General features: G+C 40.1%; 19 protein-coding genes. 6 read left to right on the forward strand and 13 right to left on the reverse strand.

Translation table 11 applies throughout. From position 1 onward, the window contains the following. Positions 1 to 122: 122 nt before the first annotated feature. From JNO66_RS06425 to coxB, 4 genes are read right to left on the reverse strand one after another with little or no spacing between them, the layout of a single operon-like run. Complete coding sequence (locus JNO66_RS06425; RefSeq protein WP_203087356.1) at positions 123 to 467, reverse strand: cytochrome C oxidase subunit IV family protein; 345 nt, start codon at positions 465 to 467, stop codon at positions 123 to 125. Next, a complete protein-coding gene (locus JNO66_RS06430; RefSeq protein WP_203087357.1) occupies positions 460 to 1,092 on the reverse strand; it encodes a cytochrome (ubi)quinol oxidase subunit III in 633 nt (210 codons plus the stop codon). The genes JNO66_RS06425 and JNO66_RS06430 overlap by 8 nt, the downstream gene beginning before the upstream one ends. Position 1,093: 1 nt before the next feature. After that, positions 1,094 to 2,959 (reverse strand): cytochrome c oxidase subunit I, encoded by a 1,866-nt coding sequence (gene ctaD, locus JNO66_RS06435; protein ID WP_203087358.1) that lies wholly within the window; start codon positions 2,957 to 2,959, stop codon positions 1,094 to 1,096. A 24-nt stretch (positions 2,960 to 2,983) separates the two neighbouring features. After that, positions 2,984 to 4,030, reverse strand: coding sequence for a cytochrome c oxidase subunit II (gene coxB, locus JNO66_RS06440; protein ID WP_203087359.1), 1,047 nt, complete (start codon positions 4,028 to 4,030; stop codon positions 2,984 to 2,986). Positions 4,031 to 4,415: 385 nt separating this feature from the next. Here coxB and JNO66_RS06445 point away from each other — a divergent pair, with 385 nt between their 5' ends. Next, positions 4,416 to 5,330 (forward strand): COX15/CtaA family protein, encoded by a 915-nt coding sequence (locus JNO66_RS06445; RefSeq protein ID WP_308807428.1) that lies wholly within the window; start codon positions 4,416 to 4,418, stop codon positions 5,328 to 5,330. 48 nt (positions 5,331 to 5,378) lie between these two features. Here the strand turns inward: JNO66_RS06445 and pyc are convergent, their stop codons facing one another. Further along, the gene (pyc, locus tag JNO66_RS06450) at positions 5,379 to 8,825 is read right to left on the reverse strand and encodes a pyruvate carboxylase (protein ID WP_203087361.1); all 3,447 of its coding nucleotides are present in this window, start codon (positions 8,823 to 8,825) and stop codon (positions 5,379 to 5,381) included. A 190-nt stretch (positions 8,826 to 9,015) separates the two neighbouring features. Continuing rightward, positions 9,016 to 9,297, reverse strand: a complete 282-nt coding sequence (locus tag JNO66_RS06455; RefSeq protein ID WP_203087362.1) for a YlaN family protein — start codon at positions 9,295 to 9,297, stop codon at positions 9,016 to 9,018. Positions 9,298 to 9,499: 202 nt separating this feature from the next. On the opposite strand from JNO66_RS06455, the gene JNO66_RS06460 reads away from it, so the two are divergent. Then, entirely contained in the window at positions 9,500 to 10,018 is a 519-nt protein-coding gene (locus JNO66_RS06460) for a peptidyl-prolyl cis-trans isomerase (protein WP_203087363.1), read from the forward strand. Here JNO66_RS06460 and JNO66_RS06465 read toward each other — a convergent pair. After that, entirely contained in the window at positions 10,013 to 11,344 is a 1,332-nt protein-coding gene (locus JNO66_RS06465) for a PhoH family protein (protein ID WP_203087364.1), read from the reverse strand. The genes JNO66_RS06460 and JNO66_RS06465 overlap by 6 nt on opposite strands. Before the next feature lie 296 nt (positions 11,345 to 11,640). Between JNO66_RS06465 and JNO66_RS06470 the strand changes: the two genes are divergently transcribed. Then, positions 11,641 to 11,814, forward strand: a complete 174-nt coding sequence (locus JNO66_RS06470; RefSeq protein WP_203087535.1) for a YlaI family protein — start codon at positions 11,641 to 11,643, stop codon at positions 11,812 to 11,814. Between the two features lie 34 nt (positions 11,815 to 11,848). Here the strand turns inward: JNO66_RS06470 and JNO66_RS06475 are convergent, their stop codons facing one another. Both JNO66_RS06475 and typA read right to left on the reverse strand, forming a co-directional pair. Then, on the reverse strand, positions 11,849 to 12,193 hold the full coding sequence (locus tag JNO66_RS06475) for a YlaH-like family protein (protein WP_203087365.1): 345 nt from the start codon (positions 12,191 to 12,193) through the stop codon (positions 11,849 to 11,851). Positions 12,194 to 12,211: 18 nt separating this feature from the next. Beyond that, positions 12,212 to 14,050: a translational GTPase TypA gene (gene typA / locus JNO66_RS06480; RefSeq protein WP_203087366.1), complete on the reverse strand. Its 1,839-nt coding sequence runs from the start codon at positions 14,048 to 14,050 to the stop codon at positions 12,212 to 12,214. A 268-nt stretch (positions 14,051 to 14,318) separates the two neighbouring features. Between typA and JNO66_RS06485 the strand changes: the two genes are divergently transcribed. After that, positions 14,319 to 14,513: a YlaF family protein gene (locus JNO66_RS06485; protein WP_203087367.1), complete on the forward strand. Its 195-nt coding sequence runs from the start codon at positions 14,319 to 14,321 to the stop codon at positions 14,511 to 14,513. A 27-nt stretch (positions 14,514 to 14,540) separates the two neighbouring features. On the opposite strand, the gene JNO66_RS06490 is transcribed toward JNO66_RS06485, so the two are convergent. From JNO66_RS06490 to JNO66_RS06500, 3 genes are all read right to left on the reverse strand, one after another. Further along, the gene (locus tag JNO66_RS06490) at positions 14,541 to 15,440 is read right to left on the reverse strand and encodes an NAD(P)-dependent oxidoreductase (protein ID WP_203087368.1); all 900 of its coding nucleotides are present in this window, start codon (positions 15,438 to 15,440) and stop codon (positions 14,541 to 14,543) included. Further along, positions 15,440 to 16,237 (reverse strand): inositol monophosphatase family protein, encoded by a 798-nt coding sequence (locus tag JNO66_RS06495; RefSeq protein ID WP_210340782.1) that lies wholly within the window; start codon positions 16,235 to 16,237, stop codon positions 15,440 to 15,442. Before JNO66_RS06495 ends, JNO66_RS06490 begins: the two co-directional genes overlap by 1 nt. A 141-nt stretch (positions 16,238 to 16,378) precedes the next feature. Next, positions 16,379 to 16,588: a hypothetical protein gene (locus JNO66_RS06500; protein ID WP_203087369.1), complete on the reverse strand. Its 210-nt coding sequence runs from the start codon at positions 16,586 to 16,588 to the stop codon at positions 16,379 to 16,381. 187 nt (positions 16,589 to 16,775) lie between these two features. Between JNO66_RS06500 and JNO66_RS06505 the strand changes: the two genes are divergently transcribed. Then, positions 16,776 to 17,417 carry a YktB family protein gene (locus tag JNO66_RS06505; protein WP_203087370.1) on the forward strand — a complete coding sequence of 214 codons (642 nt, stop codon included), beginning with the start codon at positions 16,776 to 16,778 and terminating at the stop codon, positions 17,415 to 17,417. Between the two features lie 51 nt (positions 17,418 to 17,468). On the opposite strand, the gene JNO66_RS06510 is transcribed toward JNO66_RS06505, so the two are convergent. Beyond that, positions 17,469 to 17,735, reverse strand: a complete 267-nt coding sequence (locus JNO66_RS06510; RefSeq protein ID WP_203087371.1) for a UPF0223 family protein — start codon at positions 17,733 to 17,735, stop codon at positions 17,469 to 17,471. Positions 17,736 to 17,856: 121 nt separating this feature from the next. Here JNO66_RS06510 and JNO66_RS06515 point away from each other — a divergent pair, with 121 nt between their 5' ends. After that, the gene (locus JNO66_RS06515; protein WP_203087372.1) at positions 17,857 to 19,338 is read left to right on the forward strand and encodes an aminotransferase class I/II-fold pyridoxal phosphate-dependent enzyme; all 1,482 of its coding nucleotides are present in this window, start codon (positions 17,857 to 17,859) and stop codon (positions 19,336 to 19,338) included. Positions 19,339 to 19,395: the final 57 nt, after the last annotated feature.

Raw genomic sequence — 19,395 nt, forward strand, 5'->3', positions numbered from 1 at the left:
ACAATCTGATGAACTTTCACGAATCTTTTTTGTTAAAAATACAAATGGCGAATGATTCAATTATAGAATCATTCGCCATTTTCAAGTTGACCAATCATTTACTTCCAATTATCTTGCATGAATTAATATTTGGTTACACCGATTAACAGCATAAGTGCAACGATGGTTGGAAGCGTAATAAAGATTCCTGTGATCATAAAGACGTTCGCCCATGCGTGATCTTTATCTTTCATATGCATAAAGAACAGAAGCTGTAGAGCAAGTTGTACAACCGCCAGGATTAAAATGAACGGGATGGCAAGCGTTCGTGGAACAAAATCTGTTGCCACTGCAGCAAAGGCCATAAAGGTTAGAGCGATCATTAATGCAAACGCAACAATTTGCTTTTTAATCTCAGCTTTATGAGAACGTTTCTCTTCATTTGTCATGGCACTTGTTTCAAAGCGCTCACTTAAATGATTAGCCATGCGATCCACCTCCTACACCCATAAGATAGACAACTGTAAAGATAAATACCCATACAACGTCGATAAAGTGCCAGTATAAGCTCGCTACGTAGAACTTAGGAGCATTTGTTAACGTGATACCAGAACGAGCGTAACGAACGATTAACAAGGTAATCCAGCATAATCCGAATGTTACGTGAGCCCCGTGAAGTCCTACTAAAGAATAGAAGGCACTCGCAAAGGCACTTGTTGTAAATCCAAACTCATACTCATTTACATACTGATAAAACTCATAGATTTCCATCCCAAGAAACCCAAGACCAAGCACAACCGTAATCACTAACCAAATCATCATCGAACGGAAGTTATTTTTCTTCATCGCTGACATAGCTAGCACACTCGTCAAACTACTTGTTAGTAGTAGCATGGTCATAATGAAAACTAACTCAAGGTGGAAGATATCAGCTGATGTGGGACCATCAGCCGTACCATTTCGGAGTCCAAGGTATGTTCCAAAAAATGTTGCAAACAAAATCGTTTCTCCACCAAGGAAAAACCAAAATCCCAAGAACTTATTTTTCCCTTCAAGGGTAGCTCTTTCCGGATGCGACGGGAGACCATTAGATAAATCAACTGATCCTGACATTCTACTTTTCCCCCTTTGTTGGTAATTCACGCTTAATTTGATCAATTGGTACATGATACCCATGATCTTCTTTAATTGACCTTATAGCCATACAGCCAAATGTAATAACAAAACCACCTACAACTACAATCCATGGATTAAATAATGCATTCTCCATTTCAAGCATGATTAATCCAAAGCCTACAAAGTAAAGACCAATGGAAATCAGGACCGGTAGAATTGATCCATTTGGCATATGAATCTCATCAATTGGTTCTGCAGGTTTCATTGTTCCGTCTCCGTGAATTTTTTCATAGAATAACGGATCAAGAGAACGAACTTGAGGTGTTTGTGCAAAGTTATACTCTGGTACAGGTGTAGGAACAGCCCACTCAAGCGTTCTAGCATCCCATGGATCTGCAACCGTTACTCGTTCACCTTTAAATGCTGAATAGATGATGTTTACAACTAGGAGAAGAACCCCAGCTGTCATAAAGAACGTTCCAATCGTACTGACCATATTATACGCATCCAGACCTTGATCTGCTAGATATGTATAGACTCGTCTTGGCATACCCATTAATCCTAAAATATGCTGAATGAAGAACGTCAGATGGAACCCAATGTAAAACAAAGCGAAAAACCATTTTCCAAGTGTTTCATTTAATTTATGATTAAACATCTTCGGATACCAGTAAAAAAGCCCAGCAAATAACGCAAGCACAATTCCACCTACAATAATGTAGTGAAAGTGAGCAACAACAAAATACGTATCGTGGTACAAGTAATCAACTGGTGCCATTGCAAGCATGACCCCCGTTACCCCACCTAATACAAAGGTTGGAACAAAGGATGAAGCGAACAGCATCGCCGTATTAAATGTGATTTTACCGCCCCACATCGTAAACAGCCAGTTGAAGATCTTAATTCCTGTAGGAACAGCAATGGTCATGGTTGCTACCGCAAATACAGAGTTAGCTACAGGTCCCATTCCCACTGTAAACATGTGGTGAGCCCATACCATGAATCCTAAAAAGGCGATAATCATCGTTGCAAAGACCATGGCCGTATAACCAAATAGCCGTTTTCTAGAGAAGGCCGGAATCACCTCAGAGATAATTCCAAACGCAGGAAGAACGAGAATATATACTTCCGGGTGACCAAAGATCCAGAAAATATGTTGCCAGATTACCACATTTCCTCCCGCACTTGGTACAAAGAACTGCGCATCAAAGATTCTCTCAAGCATTAATAGCGCAAGTCCTGCCGCAAGTGGTGTGAAAGCAAATAAGATAAGTGTAGAAGAGATGAAAGAAGTCCATACAAACAATGGTAATCTCATCATCGTCATTCCAGGTGCACGCATGTTAACAATCGTCACTAGAAAGTTAATGGCAGAGATTAGCGTTCCAATCCCCGATACTTGCAACCCTAGTACGTAAAAGTCAATTCCTAAACGATCTTGTGTTGACAATGGTACGTATGCTGTCCAACCAGCATCCGGCCCGCCCCCAAAAAACCAACTTGTACTTAACAATAGTCCTCCAGATAAGAAAATCCAGAATCCTAATGCATTTACAAATGGAAAGGCAACATCACGTGCCCCGATTTGCAAAGGAATAAAATAGTTCATAAAAGCAAACAACAAAGGTGTCGCCGCCAAGAATAGCATGATCGTTCCATGCATCGTAATAAATTCATTAAACGTTTGTCCACTTAGGAATGTATTTCCAGGAACCATTAATTGAATCCGCATAAACACGGCCATTAACCCGGCTTTACAGAAAAATAAGGTTCCAGCAATTAAATACATGATTCCTAGCTTCTTGTGGTCAACCGTTGTTAACCAGTCCATTATGACGCTTTTCTCTTGTTTTACAGCTGCCAATGTTTCATACCTCCTTTTCCGTTATTACTCTGCATTCTCTCCGTCACGAACATTTAATGAGCGTAAGTACGCAACAAGCGAGTCCATTTCGTCGTCTGAGATTTCAGACTCAGGGAATGGAACCATGTTGTTTCCTTGTTTAAAGTCATCAGGATTACGAATCCACGCTTTTAACTGTTCATCTGTATTATCAAGATATCCAGCAATGGTGTTTCGATCACCAAAGTTTGTTAATGTTGGACCTGAAGCGGAACCAGGACCACTAACAGCATGACAGCTAATACAGTTTTCTTGGAATACTTCATACCCTTGCTGAACAGAAGAATCCTCTGGCTGCTCCACATCTGCTTTCGCCGCCATATCCTCTACCCATTGATCATAATCATCACGTTCCAAAGCAATTAATTTAAAATCCATTAGTGCATGAGATGGACCACATAACTCTGCACATTTCCCCATATACGTACCTGGTTCATCTGCTTCAAGCCATAGTGTATTCTCAATACCTGGAACGGTATCAATCTTTCCTCCAAGTGCCGGTACCCAAAATGAGTGAATGACATCCGTTGCATTTAACGTGAAGTAAACGCGCTCGCCTGTTGGAATATACACTTCTTGTCCTGCTGTGAAGCCTTCCTCGTAATCAAATTGCCACCAGTACTGATGACCGGTTACATCTATGTATACGGCGTCCTCTACATCTTCAGGCGCTTGGCTTTCTGCAAAATCAAACGTTCCGATAATGGTTGGAACAAACAGAACTAATAGTAGTAGAATTGGGATAACCGTCCAGGTAATCTCCAACACTGTGCTTCCGTGTACTTGTTTCGGGTATTCGTTATCTCCTTCTTTACGACGGAATTTCGCTATAATATAGAAGAAAATCGCAAAAACCACCAAGGTGACAAATGCCATTATGTATAATGACAGAATCATATTGTCATAGATCCATTGTGCTTGAGGTCCCTTCGGATCTAAAGCCGACAAGTTCTCGTTTCCAAAACAGCCTGATAAAAGAAAAATGACTGCTAAGAATCCAAACCGCCCACTCCAAGCCTTTACTTGTTTCATCAGCATTCCCTCACTTTCTCTAAATGTTTGTCCTTTCTTTTCTCTGTAGCTTCCTTGCATACACAAAACAACGGTAAAATAAAGTCCATCTGATAAGGCTTTCAATAATCTATAAGTAATCATAAGCAGTAGACTGAAATACCCCAGAATCCGCTTGTTTTACGCCATTCACCTCCTGATGTGCTTATAGATCGCCAATTATAACCAGTATACGTTTACATTATAGCTTATTATGAGATTAGTTTCATCATAAACCTCATTTTCACATGATATTCACATTTAAAAACCGTCATAAAATGTTCTTTGCTGTAAAATTGACTTTTGCTTGCTGCATACCTATCATCAATAGAGAGCAACCTATTACGAATTTATTTTTAATTAGAAGGTGAAGAACGTGCATAAGCGATTTAAAGTTTTTGGAGTTATTACAGCCTTATTTGTGCTACTAGTCCTTATCCAGGGAGCACTCGTTTCAAAAACGGGATCTGGCGAAGGTTGTGGAAATACGTGGCCACTATGCTTTGGTGAGGTTGTTCCATTAAATCCTGCCATTGAAACCGTCATTGAGTATACACATCGAATTGTATCGGGTTTAGCTGGATTTTTAGTCATTATTCTGGCATTTTGGGCTTGGAAGCAATTAAAGCATGTTCGTGAAGCTAGATTTTTAGCGATTCTTTCTGTTTTTATGATTATTTTGCAAGGATTGATGGGAGCCGGAGCTGTTGTCTTTGGTCAACAACCGTTAGTTATGGCTCTGCATTTTGGTTTCTCAGCTTTATCTCTTTCATCCGTAGTTCTATTGATTATTTTAAGCTTCGAGGATTCCAAAAAAGGTCCTCGTCCTGCTGCGCCTGATAATAGTAAAGGGCTTCGTAAATATGTCTTGGCTGTCTTATTGTATTGTTACGCGGTTATTTATACCGGTGCTTTTGTAAAGCATACAGACTCTACTCTCGCATGTGCCGGATTCCCCACTTGTAACGGTAAATGGATTCCTGATGCGTTTTGGACTGTAGCTCCACAATATTTCCATCGAATATTCGGTACAATCATGCTTATTCTTTTAATCATTTTACTCGTATGGGTCTTTAGAAAGTTTGGTCAGAGTCGAACCATTAAATGGTTAAGTGTGATTTCAGTCTTACTCGTGATTGGTCAATTTTCAAGTGGAATTACGATTGTTTTGAGTCTTAACCAGTTCCTTGAGGTTGGTATGACTCATGCAGTCCTAGTATCTTTATTATTTACATGCTTAGCCTACATGACCATGATCTTGTTCAGAAAACGATCAGCCTAATAAAAAAGAGGATCAAAGCATTTGCTTTGATCCTCTTTTTTTGTTTGTTTAAACGAATTCGATTAGTAGATCTCCCGTTGCGATTGGTTCATTGTCGGATACAAAGACATCCTTAATTTCACCATCAAACGCGGCCTGTACCGTCGTTTCCATTTTCATCGCTTCAGTAATGAGTAGGTGATCACCTTTTTTCACTTGATCGCCTTTAGATACAAGAGCTTTAATCACTGTTCCCGGCATTGTGGCACCGATTTGTTTTTCATTGTTTTTATCAACCTTCGGACGAGATTTTACTTTTGTCTGAACAGATTGGTCTTGAATTAAGACCTCCCTCGGCTGACCGTTCAACTCAAAGTACACAATGCGTTTCGCATCATCTCTTGGAGCTGATACAGAAACAAGCTTAACAATTAATGTTTTTCCTTGTTCGATTTCTACCTCAATTTCTTCGCCTGGTTTTAAACCATAGAAGAAGGTTGGTGTATCCAGTACCGATACATCTCCAAAACTGTCACGGAATTGCTCGAATTCTGTAAATACTTTTGGATACATTACATAAGACAATACGTCGTGGCTTGTTACTTGTCGATTCAGTTGTTTAAAGAGCTTATTCTGAATCTCTTCAAAATCAACTGGTTCAAGTAGTGCACCTGGACGACCTTCAATTGGCTTACGAGACTTAAGAATGATCTCCTGAAGCTCTTTCGGGAACCCTTGATACGGTTGTCCAAGCTGTCCTTGGAAGAATTCTACAACGGAATCAGGGAAATCAAGAGAATGCCCTTTAGCATAAACATCTTCTCTTGATAAATCGTTTTGAACCATGTATAAAGCCATATCTCCTACAACTTTAGAAGAAGGAGTTACCTTCACAACATCACCAAACATATCGTTAACGACACGATACATTTTCTTAACCTCGTTCCAGCGCTCTCCAAGATCAACTGCTTTTGCTTGTTGCTGAAGATTACTGTATTGACCACCTGGCATCTCGTGCTGATACACTTCTGTGTGAGGGGCATTCATGCCACTTTCAAAGCCTTGATAGTATTTTCTTGTTGCACCCCAGAATTCATCAAGCTGTTCGAGAGCATTAATATTAACATTCGGTTGCTTCTCTGAGCCGCCAAGTGCGTAATAAAGCGTGTTTGCACTAGGTTGAGAAGTTAAACCTGCCATTGAGCTAATCGCCACATCGACGATATCTACTCCTGCTTCCACCGCTTTCGCATACATATACACTCCATTTCCGCTTGTATCATGTGTATGCAGATGAACAGGGATATCGATGGTTTCTTTTAATGCAGATACGAGTGTGTAAGCTGCTTCTGGCTTAAGTAGCCCGGCCATGTCTTTAATGGCTAAAATATGCGCTCCCGCAGACTCAAGCTCACGAGCGAGGTTTACGTAATATTTAAGATCATACTTCGTTCTTGATGGATCTGTAATATCTCCCGTGTAGCACATTGCAGCTTCAGCAATTTTTCCTGTTTTGCGGACAGATTCGATTGCAGGACGCATTCCTTCGACCCAGTTTAAGCTATCAAAGATACGGAATACATCGATCCCTGCTGAGGCAGATTTTGAAACAAATTCATCAACAGCATTATCTGGATAATTTGTATATCCAACAGCATTCGACGCACGTAGCAGCATTTGGAACAGCACGTTTGGTGCTTGCTTTCTTAAGACAAGCAGTCTCTCCCAAGGATCCTCATGTAAGAATCGCATAGCCACATCAAATGTTGCTCCACCCCACATTTCCATTGAAAATAGATTAGGTAACAGTCGCGCTGTAGGCTCTGCTATTTTCTTTAAGTCATGTGTACGTACACGAGTGGCAAGAAGTGATTGATGCGCATCACGGAACGTTGTATCTGTAAGTAGGACATCTTTTTGTTCTTTCACCCATTTAGCCAAGCCTTCAGGTCCTTGTTCATCAAGGATTTGTTTTGACCCACGTGGCATTTCCTCAATTGGATTGATTTTTGGTACAACTGGCTTTTCAAAGTTTGGCTTTTTCTTTTGATCAATTCCTGGATATCCGTTAACAATTGTTTCTCCTAAGAACGTAAGCATTTTTGTTCCGCGGTCTTTTCGTTTAGGGAAGATAAATAACTCAGGTGTTGTGTCAATAAATGATGTATTATATGAGCCATTTAAAAAGGCTTCGTGACGTACTACATTTTCTAGAAATGCGATATTTGTTTTAATTCCACGAATACGGAATTCACGCAGGTTCCGCAGCATTTTTGAAGCGGCGCCCTCGTATGTTAAAGCCCACGTAGACACTTTTACTAACAAGGAATCATAGTGCGGTGAAATGACAGAGCCTTGGAACCCATTCCCTGCATCAAGACGTACACCAAAGCCTCCACCTGAACGGTATGCATTAATTCGTCCTGTGTCCGGTAAGAATCCGTTAGCTGGATCCTCTGTTGTTACACGTGATTGAATGGCAAATCCACTACATTGAATATCTTCTTGTGCCGGAATTCCCATTTTTGGATCGTGAAGCTTTTCACCATCTGCAATCAATAATTGCGATTGAACAATGTCAATTCCCGTCACCATTTCGGTAATCGTATGCTCTACCTGAACACGTGGATTCACCTCAATGAAATAGAAATCACCATTCTCAGTTGCAAGAAATTCAACGGTACCAGCATTCACATACCCTATCGCTTCAGCCAGTTGAACTGCTGCTTCGCAAATCCGTTCGCGCACACCTTCACCTAACGAAACACTTGGTGCCACTTCAACCACTTTTTGATGACGGCGTTGTACAGAACAATCTCGCTCGTACAAATGCACAATGTTGCCGTGTTTATCGGCAAGAATTTGAACCTCGATATGCTTCGGATTTTCTACAAATTTCTCAACATAGACCTCATCATTTCCAAAGGCAGACTTCGCCTCAGATTTCGCACGGTCATATGATTCACGCAGATCCTCTGCAGCTCGTACAATTCTCATGCCTCGACCGCCACCACCAAGTGACGCTTTTATAATAAAGGGATAGCCATGTTCTTTAGCAAAGGCTTCAACTTCTTCAACGCCATTTACAGGACCATCACTACCTGGGATTACTGGCAATTTAGCTTTTAACGCTTGTTCTTTCGCTTGAACCTTATCTCCAAACATCCGAAGGTGCTCAAGTTCAGGACCAATAAAAATAATGCCTTCTTCATGGCAACGTTTTGCAAATTGAAGATTCTCAGATAAGAATCCGTAACCTGGGTGGATTGCATCCACTCCGTGTAGCTTTGCCGTTTCAATAATACCTTCTATGTCTAGGTACGCATCAATTGGTTTTTTTCCTTCACCAATCAGATAGGCTTCATCGGCTTTATATCTATGATAAGCTCCTAAATCCTCTTTAGAATATACAGCCACTGTTCGGATATGTAACTCAGAACATGCTCGGAAAATTCGAATTGCAATTTCTCCACGGTTTGCTACCAACACTTTTTTAATGGATTGTAACCCGTTCATTTCGTCCTCCCCTTTACTCTCTCGACTTTAGTATTCTTTCTCTACTTTTGGTGAAAGCTTGTTATTTAGTATAGAAGTAAAATACGAAAAAAAGCAATTGAAATCTTCAGTCAGTTTAAAAACTTTTTTTAGCTTACATTGCTAGACAAACAAAAAAGACTATGTTAATAGATCATAGTCTTTTTTCGTATTAACGTTTAATTGTTAAATCGTGTAAGTCATCAAGTCTACGTTGTAATTCACTTAAAATTAATTTTCCCTGCTCTTCGTCTACTAAGCCTAATCGAACAGCAAAATCAATTTCACGTGAAAGCCCAAACATACGAGTATCTAGTACTTCTTCGTAGAGGGGGCATTGAGGCATCGTTAGATTTTCCAACTGAACTTCAATAAGCTTGCGGATCTTTTCTGCGTCAGACTGCAGAAGTGCGTATGCTTTCTCAGCCTGGCTGGTCATCACCTTAATCGACATTTTGTCCCCTCCTCACAATGATAAATCATCTCTACTCTCATAGTATCTGCTAAAGCGCTAAATTGCAATCTTTTTAGCCAATCTTACGTGATTCAATCCCAGTGATTTTGAATAAATTAAGTCGTTTTAAGTTTCTGCAACTGACAAATGCCTATTTTTCGTTTTATACTTAAACAGACAGATCAATCTAGGAGGAATCATCTTGAGTGAATTTGTATTTTTTATCGATGGCGAGGTAAATCGCCCCTTAACAATTGATCCCACTGTTTGGATCTTTGATGAACGCAAAGTAGATTTAACCACTTACTTTGATGAGCTAGACACAATGGATGATGAGATCACAGCTTATCAAAAATCCATTTCAGCTCAATGGGATAAGGAACGTACAGAAGGTTCTGAGCCACCAAATCCTAATCGAAATGGGAATCTCATTCGATATAATAAACAAGCGTTAATTCATGGATCTTTCGGCATGCCATTCAAACCATTTCTAACAAACGCGGCCCCAATCGAAAGCGCTTCATCTGTGAGAATTGAAACTGAAAATGGTGAGTCGCATGTTTGCCCCATTGAAGAGGCATCAAAATGGGTTGTTGGCTTTTCAAAAGATGGACAGCCCCTAAGAGATAACGGTCCTGTCCACATTTATTTCGGTGATGGCTCTAACGCCTCTAACCCAATTACTCATGTAAAGCGGATCGTAATCGAAAATGAATTATAAGAGGTCAGCTGCAAGCTGCGCCAATCCCGATCTTTCTCCTTTTACTAACTTCACATGACCGTGAATGGATTGGTTTTTAAATTTTTCAACTACATACGTTAGTCCATTTGTGTATTCATCAAGGTATGGGTGGTCAATTTGCTGTGGATCACCCATCAACACAATTTTACTTTTCTCTCCTACTCGTGTAAGTATGGTTTTGATCTCATGCTTTGTGAGATTCTGAGCCTCGTCAATGATGATATATTGCTCCGGAATACTTCGTCCCCTAATATACGTAAGTGCCTCCACTTGAATAGAGCCCATTCCTGCTAGAATCTGATCAATCTCACCCGGTTTTTTTGTATTAAACAAAAATTCAAGGTTATCATAAATAGGTTGCATCCACGGTCTTAGCTTTTCATCTTTTTCACCTGGTAAATAACCAATGTCTTTCCCTAGAGGTACTACTGGTCTTGCCACTAATAGCTTGTTATACGTGTGAAGATCCTCTGTTTGTAACAATCCCGCCGCAAGGGATAAAAGTGTTTTTCCGGTTCCTGCCTTCCCGATCATCGTAACTAGCGGGATATCTTCTCTTAGCAAAAGCTCAAACACCATTTTTTGTTGAACATTACGAGAACGAATCCCCCATACCTGATCTGAGTCTGAAACAAACGGTCGTATATCAAACCCGTTCGGCTCAATCTTACCTAGAGCGGAGCTAGAACCACCTAAGGAGTCTTTTAAAATGACAAATTGATGCGGATACAGTTGAGTATGAATCGAAAGATCGCCTCGATTGATTCCACCATTGTCATAAAACCGTTTGATAATGTCCTTATCTACGTAGACTTCAATATAACCGTCGTAGCCTTCATCAAACTCAACCACTCGATCATTTAAAAAGTCCTCAACATCTAAACCGAAAGCGTCGGCTTTTACTCTGACCAGTGCATCCTTGCTGACCAGGGTCACCTTAGATCCATTTTTCTTTTCACTTTCTTCTATTGAAAGGTTTAATGCAACAGCGATAATCCGATTATCGTTTGTCATTTCAGCGAATGATTCTTTTAAGTTCTTAAATGAACGATGATTTAATTCAACTCGAAGAGATCCACCGGAATCAAGAGGCACACCTTCATGTAACTTTCCCTTTTCACGCAACCGATCTATTAATTTGGAGATTTGACGGGCATTTCGACCAATCTCATCCATATTACGTTTCTTAGAATCCACTTCTTCCAATACTACTGCAGGCAGGACTACCTCATTTTTTTGAAAGGCAAAAATAGAATAAGGATCTTGCAGTAACACATTTGTATCCAACACATAGATTTTTCTCAATATGAATGCCCCCTGACCTGTTATCGACAAGACCTAGCTGAAATAACCATTCCCATGTAAATGTAAAATGAACATGTTCATATTCATGTGTATGAGACAAACGTGTCGGTTAGACGAGTTTGTCTTGATTAGTTTCTGCAATCTTTTCCTTCTCTATTACATTTTATCAGAATCCATTACATTCCATTATGAATTTTCAGTAAATAAGAACAACTTAAACCTTCTATTATAAATGGGTGTTTATTTATTATGTAAATACGCGTACACTATAGATATTAATAGGAGCGTGAAAAATGATGAGAGTAAAGTGTGTGTTATGCGATCAAATTGATACGATTAATGATTTAAAGCCATTAGCAAAAAAGCTACGTAATCGGCCTTTACATACGTATATGTGCCCAACGTGTGAAGAACGTATTACTCGTAAAACGATGGAACGAAAAGACAGTCATAGCGAAATAGAATCTTGAAACAAAAAAAGACAGCGCACAGGCGCTGTCTTTTTTATGAAGAGGATTGAGATCCACTTTGTTCATTTTGCTTTCTATGAAGATGTAGTCTAAATCGGTACCCGCCCAGGAATAGAGCGGAGATGGCCAAGACGGCCATAATCGGAGCACCAAATGCAAACTCCATCGTCCATAGAAAAAAGCAACCGATGACAAGCATTGTATAGATAATGATTGACTTTAATAAAGGAAGCTTTTGAGCAAAACCAAGCTTAAAAACGATGACTCCAAGAATTACGGTAATTATACATGTCCAAAAACCCAGCCAAGGATTGTCTGCTGTTTGCTGCATGAGCCATGAATATTGACCCAGGTCAGCTTGGCTGATATTGTCTTTCATATATCTCCCGCCTTTTTACTAGGATTGGCTTCCTGTCTTCTTACGCTTTTCTGCTCTTTCACGTTCATTTTTGTTCAAGATCTTTTTACGTAAACGAATTGAATCTGGAGTTAACTCACAATATTCGTCTTCATTTAAATACTCAATGGACTCTTCTAGCGTCAAGATACGCGGACGCTTCATTGTAACCGTTTGGTCCTTTGTAGCTGAGCGAACGTTGGTTTGTTGCTTCATCTTCGTGATGTTAACAGTTAGGTCGTTATCACGAGTATGCTCTCCAACAATCATACCCTCATAAATTTCTGTACCTGGCTCAACAAAGATTGTTCCACGGTCTTCTACTTGCATGATTCCGTATTGGCTTGTCTTACCGGATTCAATTGATACAAGTACACCTTGACGACGCCCACCAACTTGTCCACCAAATAGTGGTTTGTAGCTATCAAATGAGTGGTTAATAATTCCGTAACCACGCGTTTGAGTTAAAAATTCAGTAGAATATCCAATTAAACCACGAGCAGGAACCATGAACTCAAGACGAACTTGACCACTTCCATTATTGATCATATTGACCATTTCACCTTTACGTTCTCCAAGAGACTCCATAACAGCTCCAGTATACTCTTCTGGAACGTCAATCTGTACTCTTTCAACTGGCTCTTGTGCAATTCCATCGATTTGACGAACGATAACCTCTGGCTTAGAAACTTGAAGCTCGTAGCCTTCACGACGCATATTCTCAATAAGAATGGATAAGTGAAGCTCTCCACGTCCTGACACAATCCACACTTCTGGTGAATCTGTGTTTTCAACACGTAAACTAACATCCGTTTCAAGCTCTGCTTTTAAACGTTCTTCAATTTTACGGCTTGTAATAAATTTCCCTTCACGACCAGCGAATGGACTGTTATTTACAAGGAACGTCATTTGAAGTGTCGGCTCATCAATACGAAGAATTGGAAGGGCTTCTTGATGTTCAACCGGGCAAACCGTTTCCCCTACGTTGATCTCTTCCATTCCTGACACAGCAATAAGATCTCCAGCTTTCGCTTCTTCGATTTCTACTCGTTTTAGACCAAGGAAACCGAACATTTTGGTTACACGGAACTGTTTAACCGAACCATCAACCTTCATTAAAGCTACTTGTTGCCCAACCTTAATCGTTCCACGGAAAACACGTCCAATTCCGATACGACCAAGATAGTCATTGTAATCAAGCATTGTTACTTGGAATTGTAATGGCTCACTGCTGTTATCAATTGGAGCAGGAATGGATTCAATAATTTTATTTAATAAGCAAGTCATGTTATCGTCTTGCTTTTCAGGATTTAAACTAGATGTACCGTTGATTGCAGAAGCATAAACAACAGGGAAGTCTAACTGATCTTCATCTGCTCCTAAATCAATAAATAAATCTACTACTTCATCCACTACTTCAGCCGGACGAGCGAAATCACGGTCAATCTTATTTACTACAACAATAGGAGTAAGCTTTTGCTCAAGCGCTTTTTTAAGTACAAAACGCGTTTGTGGCATACAGCCCTCATAAGCATCAACAACAAGTAGAACACCATCAACCATTTTCATGATACGTTCTACTTCTCCACCAAAGTCAGCGTGTCCTGGTGTATCCATGATGTTAATGCGTGTATCACCATAGTTAATCGCTGTATTTTTAGCTAGAATAGTAATTCCGCGCTCTTTTTCGATTGCGTTAGAGTCCATTGCTCTTTCTGCAACCTGTTCGTTCTCACGGAACGTACCTGATTGTTTAAGTAATTCATCTACAAGCGTTGTTTTCCCATGGTCAACGTGGGCAATTATTGCAATATTACGTATATCTGAACGACGATCCATATAAAATTTCTCTCCTTAGCTATGTTCAAAAAGCATAAGCTTTCTGTTTCTATTTTATAAAACTTCTCAAAGTCTCTAGTTCACAACTGTATAAGTATAACATAGTTATCGATAGAATAAACAAAAGCTTTACCCAAATTTTCATTTTCTACACTTCAATTTACAGAATCAATGAATTGTTTGACTTATTGTCACATGATACCCTTTTCTTTTTTGTAAATCACGATACACTGTTAATAGAAGTTTTTGGTGTAAGGGAGGACTTGACTTGAAAAAAGAAAACCTTTTATTTTTATTACTAGCTGCTATTACGGTTGCGTGTATCATGAGTATCGGAATTGCCGTTGCCGAACGAAGCATCATCATTGCTCTTCTTGCTGTTGCAGGTGTAATACTTGCTATGGGACTCGGCTTTACTCTTAAAAAGCGCGTACGTGAAAATAATCAATCAGAGATAAACTAAATGAATACAACATAAAAACCAAGGAGATTATCCTTGGTTTTTGTGTCGTTTCAAGGTGATACCGGTTTTTTCTTCTAGCGGTCGAACGATTGCACTAACATCCTGGTGTCCATATTTCTCTTTAGCTAAAGCAACTTTCTCGGCACCAAGCTTAACCATATCAAGCGGCATGTCAATCTCCTCTGCTAGATTAAGAGCAAGTCCGATGTCTTTATGTAGGAGATTAATTGAGAATCTTGCATCAAACTCCCGGTCAAGAATGGCATCGACCGCCCAATCCATGCTTTTTGAGAATCCTGCACTTTTCTGAATTAAGTCATAGGCTACTGCCGGGTCCACACCTGCTTTTTCAGCCATCACATAACATTCAGCAAGCGCCGCTTGGTGTACGCCAATTAACATATTGTTTAATAGCTTTACAACCGTACCGCTTCCAATCGCACCGACGTGGACGATGTACGCCCCATACGCCTTCATCACTGGCTCGGCTTGTAAAAACGTTTGTTCATCTCCTCCACACATAATGGTTAGTGTTCCAGCACTTGCTCCCATCGGCCCACCACTTACAGGTGCATCCATAAAGTCAGCACCTTTCTCTTGTAGGAGGTTTAACACCTTTTCATTTGTCTGTCGGTCAACAGTCGAATGGTCTATAACAATCTTTCCAGGTGATGCTCCAGCAATTAACCCATTCTCACCTTCGTATACTTCTTCTATTGTTTTAGGAACAGGTAGACATGTCATCACAATATCACAGATTTCCATTAGTTCCTTTGGCGTCTTTGCTTCTATCGCACCGTAAGCAACCGCTTCTTCAATTGGTCCGCGACTACGGCTTACTACATACGTTTCAAAACCAGAGTCAATTAAATGCTTTGTCATAGGCAGGCCCATAGTTCCAAGGCCAATAAAGCCGACTTTTTTCATTAATTCTCCTCCCCTACGTAAGCTGATACGATCTCTCTTTGTAAAGCAGGCTTCGCAGCGATTACCGTCCCCCCGTTAAGAAGAGAGAGTGTTTCTCCTGAAAAAGAAGTTGCACGGTACCCCATCTCTTCTAAGAGAACTTGTGCACCAGCATAATCCCATGGAGACAGGTTTACACTTAAGTATGCATCTAAACGATCTGCAGCTACATATGCAAGTTCTATCGCAGCGGCACCGTATGAACGTACACTTCTTGAGTCTCTGACAAGGGCTAGTAGTGGGTTTGCGTGTGGGTGATCTGTTTCTGTTAACCATCTTGCATTTAAAGAGATGATCGACTCATTAAGAGGTCTTTCTTTCCCAGCAACAAGTTCCACTTCGTTTACATATGCCCCGACACCTTTTACTGCATAAAACATTTCGTCAGCCATGACGTCATAGACGATACCAACTTTCCCTACACCATCTTCATAAATACCAATGGAAATAGCGAACTTAATTTTCTGTTGGACAAAATTCATCGTGCCGTCGATGGGATCAATAATCCACGTAATTCCGTCTGTGTTTTCTAGTTTCTCTGCCGTTCCCTCTTCACCCAAGAATGAATGTTCCGGAAAGGTTTCTCTTACTTTATTGTAAAAAAACGCTTCAGTATTTTTATCTACTTCTGTCACAAGATCATCTGGCCCTGATTTTGCTTCAACCTTAAAAGGATTCGCTAAGGCTTCTTTAATTTGTTCTGCTGCCTCGTATGTCCAGTTCCGAGCTACTTTTCCAAGTTCGTTCCAATCAGCCATTATTAGTCCCCCTAAAGTAAGGTCAAATTACGTTCGTTTCCTAATTACACCATCATTATGACATATCCATCACTAAATGAACACTCATGTAGGTCTGCTAATCAAAAAAAGCGCAATCATTAAATGATTGCGCTTTCATTTCTATTTACGGATTCGTTTTTCATGGTTTTGAAGTTCCAGCCACTCTTTTCTAAGTTCGAGCAAGAGCAACTTGCTTTGTGCAATGGCAGAAGTATCTTCTTTGACGATAGCATCGTGAAGTGTCATTAGTTCATAGTCTAACTCCAGCTGTAAAACCGGCAGACGAAGCGCCTCATCTCTTTCTTGAACAGGATGGATTAATTTCTCCATCTCTCTCACTCCTTTCAAAACACTAAATCAAATGATCAAAAATTCTGACTTATAAGGATATTATACATTTCCTATTGATAAAAAGCAATACTAATTCATTAAAGGAGTCACAAGCATCATTCATCAATTTTCGTCACCTTTATGATAGGATAGAGACATCAGATTGTTCGAAAAGGAGTGTTTTGATTTGTTTAAAGGGTTTAACCAAGAAGCGTTTGACGTATTTCAAATAGATGGTCTCGAGGCAAGAATGGATGGGATACGCGGAAACATTCAACCTACTTTCCAAGCAATAGCAGACGAAGTAGTCCCTACATTAAGTACGATTTCAGGCGATGAATTTTTCACTCATATCGCACAGCATGCTAGACGAAAAGTGAATCCTCCAAATGATACGTGGGTAGCCTTTGCAGCAAATAAAAGAGGGTACAAAATGATGCCTCACTTTCAAGTTGGATTGTATGAATCTCACCTTTTCATTTGGTTCGCTGTAATATATGAGGCACAAGTGAAATCAAGCTTCGCAAGTCAGCTTTTAACGGATGTAGCCAAATGGAAGCAATCCATTCCCGGAAATTTCTCATGGTCTCTTGATCATATGAAGCCTAAAACCTTAAAGCATGAAGATCTAACGGAAGCAGATTTGAAAGAAATGTTTGTTCGTTTAAGGGATGTAAAAAAAGCTGAACTGCTTTGCGGGGTAACCATTGATCGAAATGATCCTATCTTAACAGATGGACCTGCGTTGCTCTCAAAAATCGAAGAAACCTTTAAGACTGTTTTCCCATTGTATCAAGAAGCTCAAAAGGTTCACTCGATCACTACGTAATACCCAAAAAATGGCGAGCCATCCATGTCGGTGGTCGCCATTTTTATTGTATTACGGCATGCGTATCCGTTCCGATTCTTCGGCTTTTGCCTTTTGAATTGTGCGGTAACAGGAAACGTCAGCCTCTTCTTCGAATTGTTTGCATAGTTGTTTTTCTTCGCTCTTTGAAGGAACAATTTCTTTGAAGCGCCGATAACGATTCATCAGATCATTACGAGAAATACCTGATTTTTCGTATGCCTCCTCTACTCCTTGAAAAAAGTGAATCACATCGACTACTTCTTCTTTTGACCAGTCTAATGAAATAGGCATATTCATTGAACTCAATCCTTCCTAATCTTCCTAGTTACAAAGATCTTTTAATTTGGTATACTCAATTTTGTTTTCCTTTTATAATGGCTCAATTCGGCCAACATTATATAGATAGTAGGTGTGCAATTTGCCCAAGTCACAACATGTGACACCAATATTTACAGGTGTTAAAGAACACGCACAAAACCAGCCCGTTCAATTCCACATACCCGGCCACAAGCAAGGATCTGGAATGGAGCCTGAATTTAGAGCATTTATCGGCGATAACGCCTTATCCATTGATATGATAAACATAGCACCTCTTGATGACCTGCACCATCCGTCCGGCATCATTAAAGAAGCACAAGAATTGGCAGCAGAAGCATTTGGGGCTGATCATACATTTTTCTCTGTTCAGGGAACAAGCGGAGCCATCATGACGATGATCATGTCTGTTTGCAAACCTGGTGAAAAATTGATTGTACCACGAAATGTGCATAAGTCTATTATGTCAGCAATCATTTTCTCAGGTGCAATGCCCGTATTTATTCATCCTGAGATAGATAAAACACATGGAATCTCACACGGTGTGACCGTTTCGTCTGTTGAAAAAGCATTAGATACTCACCCAGATGCGAAAGGACTACTAGTCATTAATCCAACATATTTCGGCGTTGCGGGAGATCTTGAACAGATTGTCGAGCTTGCTCACTCTTACTCCATGCCCGTACTCGTAGATGAAGCTCACGGTGTACACATTCACTTTCATGAGGAGCTTCCTCTATCTGCTATGCAAGCAGGCGCAGATATGGCAGCAACAAGTGTTCATAAGCTAGGTGGTTCAATGACTCAAAGCTCCATCTTAAATGTTCGAGAAGGGCTCGTTTCTGCTAAAAGAGTACAATCGATCATTAGCATGCTGACTACAACCTCAACATCTTATTTGCTTCTGTCATCATTAGATGCAGCAAGGAAGCAGCTTGCAATCAATGGTCAGGAACTCCTTCAACAAACCATTGAATTAGCTCAGAGTGCACGTCAGCAAATCAATGCATTGGATGGATTACGTTGCTTAGGTGACAGTCTTCTCTCATCCGAATCTGCTTTTTCTTACGACCCAACAAAACTGATCATTTCATTAAAAGGGTTATCGATGTCTGGTCACGATGCAGAGGTCTGGTTAAGAGAGCAATATAACATCGAAGTAGAGCTTTCAGACCTATACAATATTTTGTGCATTGTCTCATTTGGTGATACAGAAGAAACGATACAGATCTTAATTTCTGCCCTTAAAGAAATGGCAACTCAATTTAAATCAGGGGAGAATAATGAAACGAGCGATGTTTCCATTCTCGTACCTGATGTTCCGACTCTCGCTCTGTCACCAAGAGATGCTTTTTATGCGGAGGTTGAAGTCATACCTTTTAAGGAATCAGCAGGACGCATCATCGCGGAATTTATTATGGTCTATCCTCCAGGTATCCCTATTTTAATTCCTGGTGAAGTGATAACAGCTGAAAATTTAGCTTACGTTCAAAAAAACCTTGAAGCAGGATTACCTGTTCAAGGGCCTGAGGATGAAAGTTTAAAAACGCTTCTTGTCATTAAAGAACAGCACGCTATTCAATAAAAAAGCACAAAAAAAGGGACTTGGACATAACAGTAAATGACTCACGAAAACACGAAT

This window comes from Alkalicoccobacillus gibsonii (assembly GCF_016798245.1).
Lineage (GTDB): Bacteria > Bacillota > Bacilli > Bacillales > Bacillaceae_D > Alkalicoccobacillus > Alkalicoccobacillus gibsonii.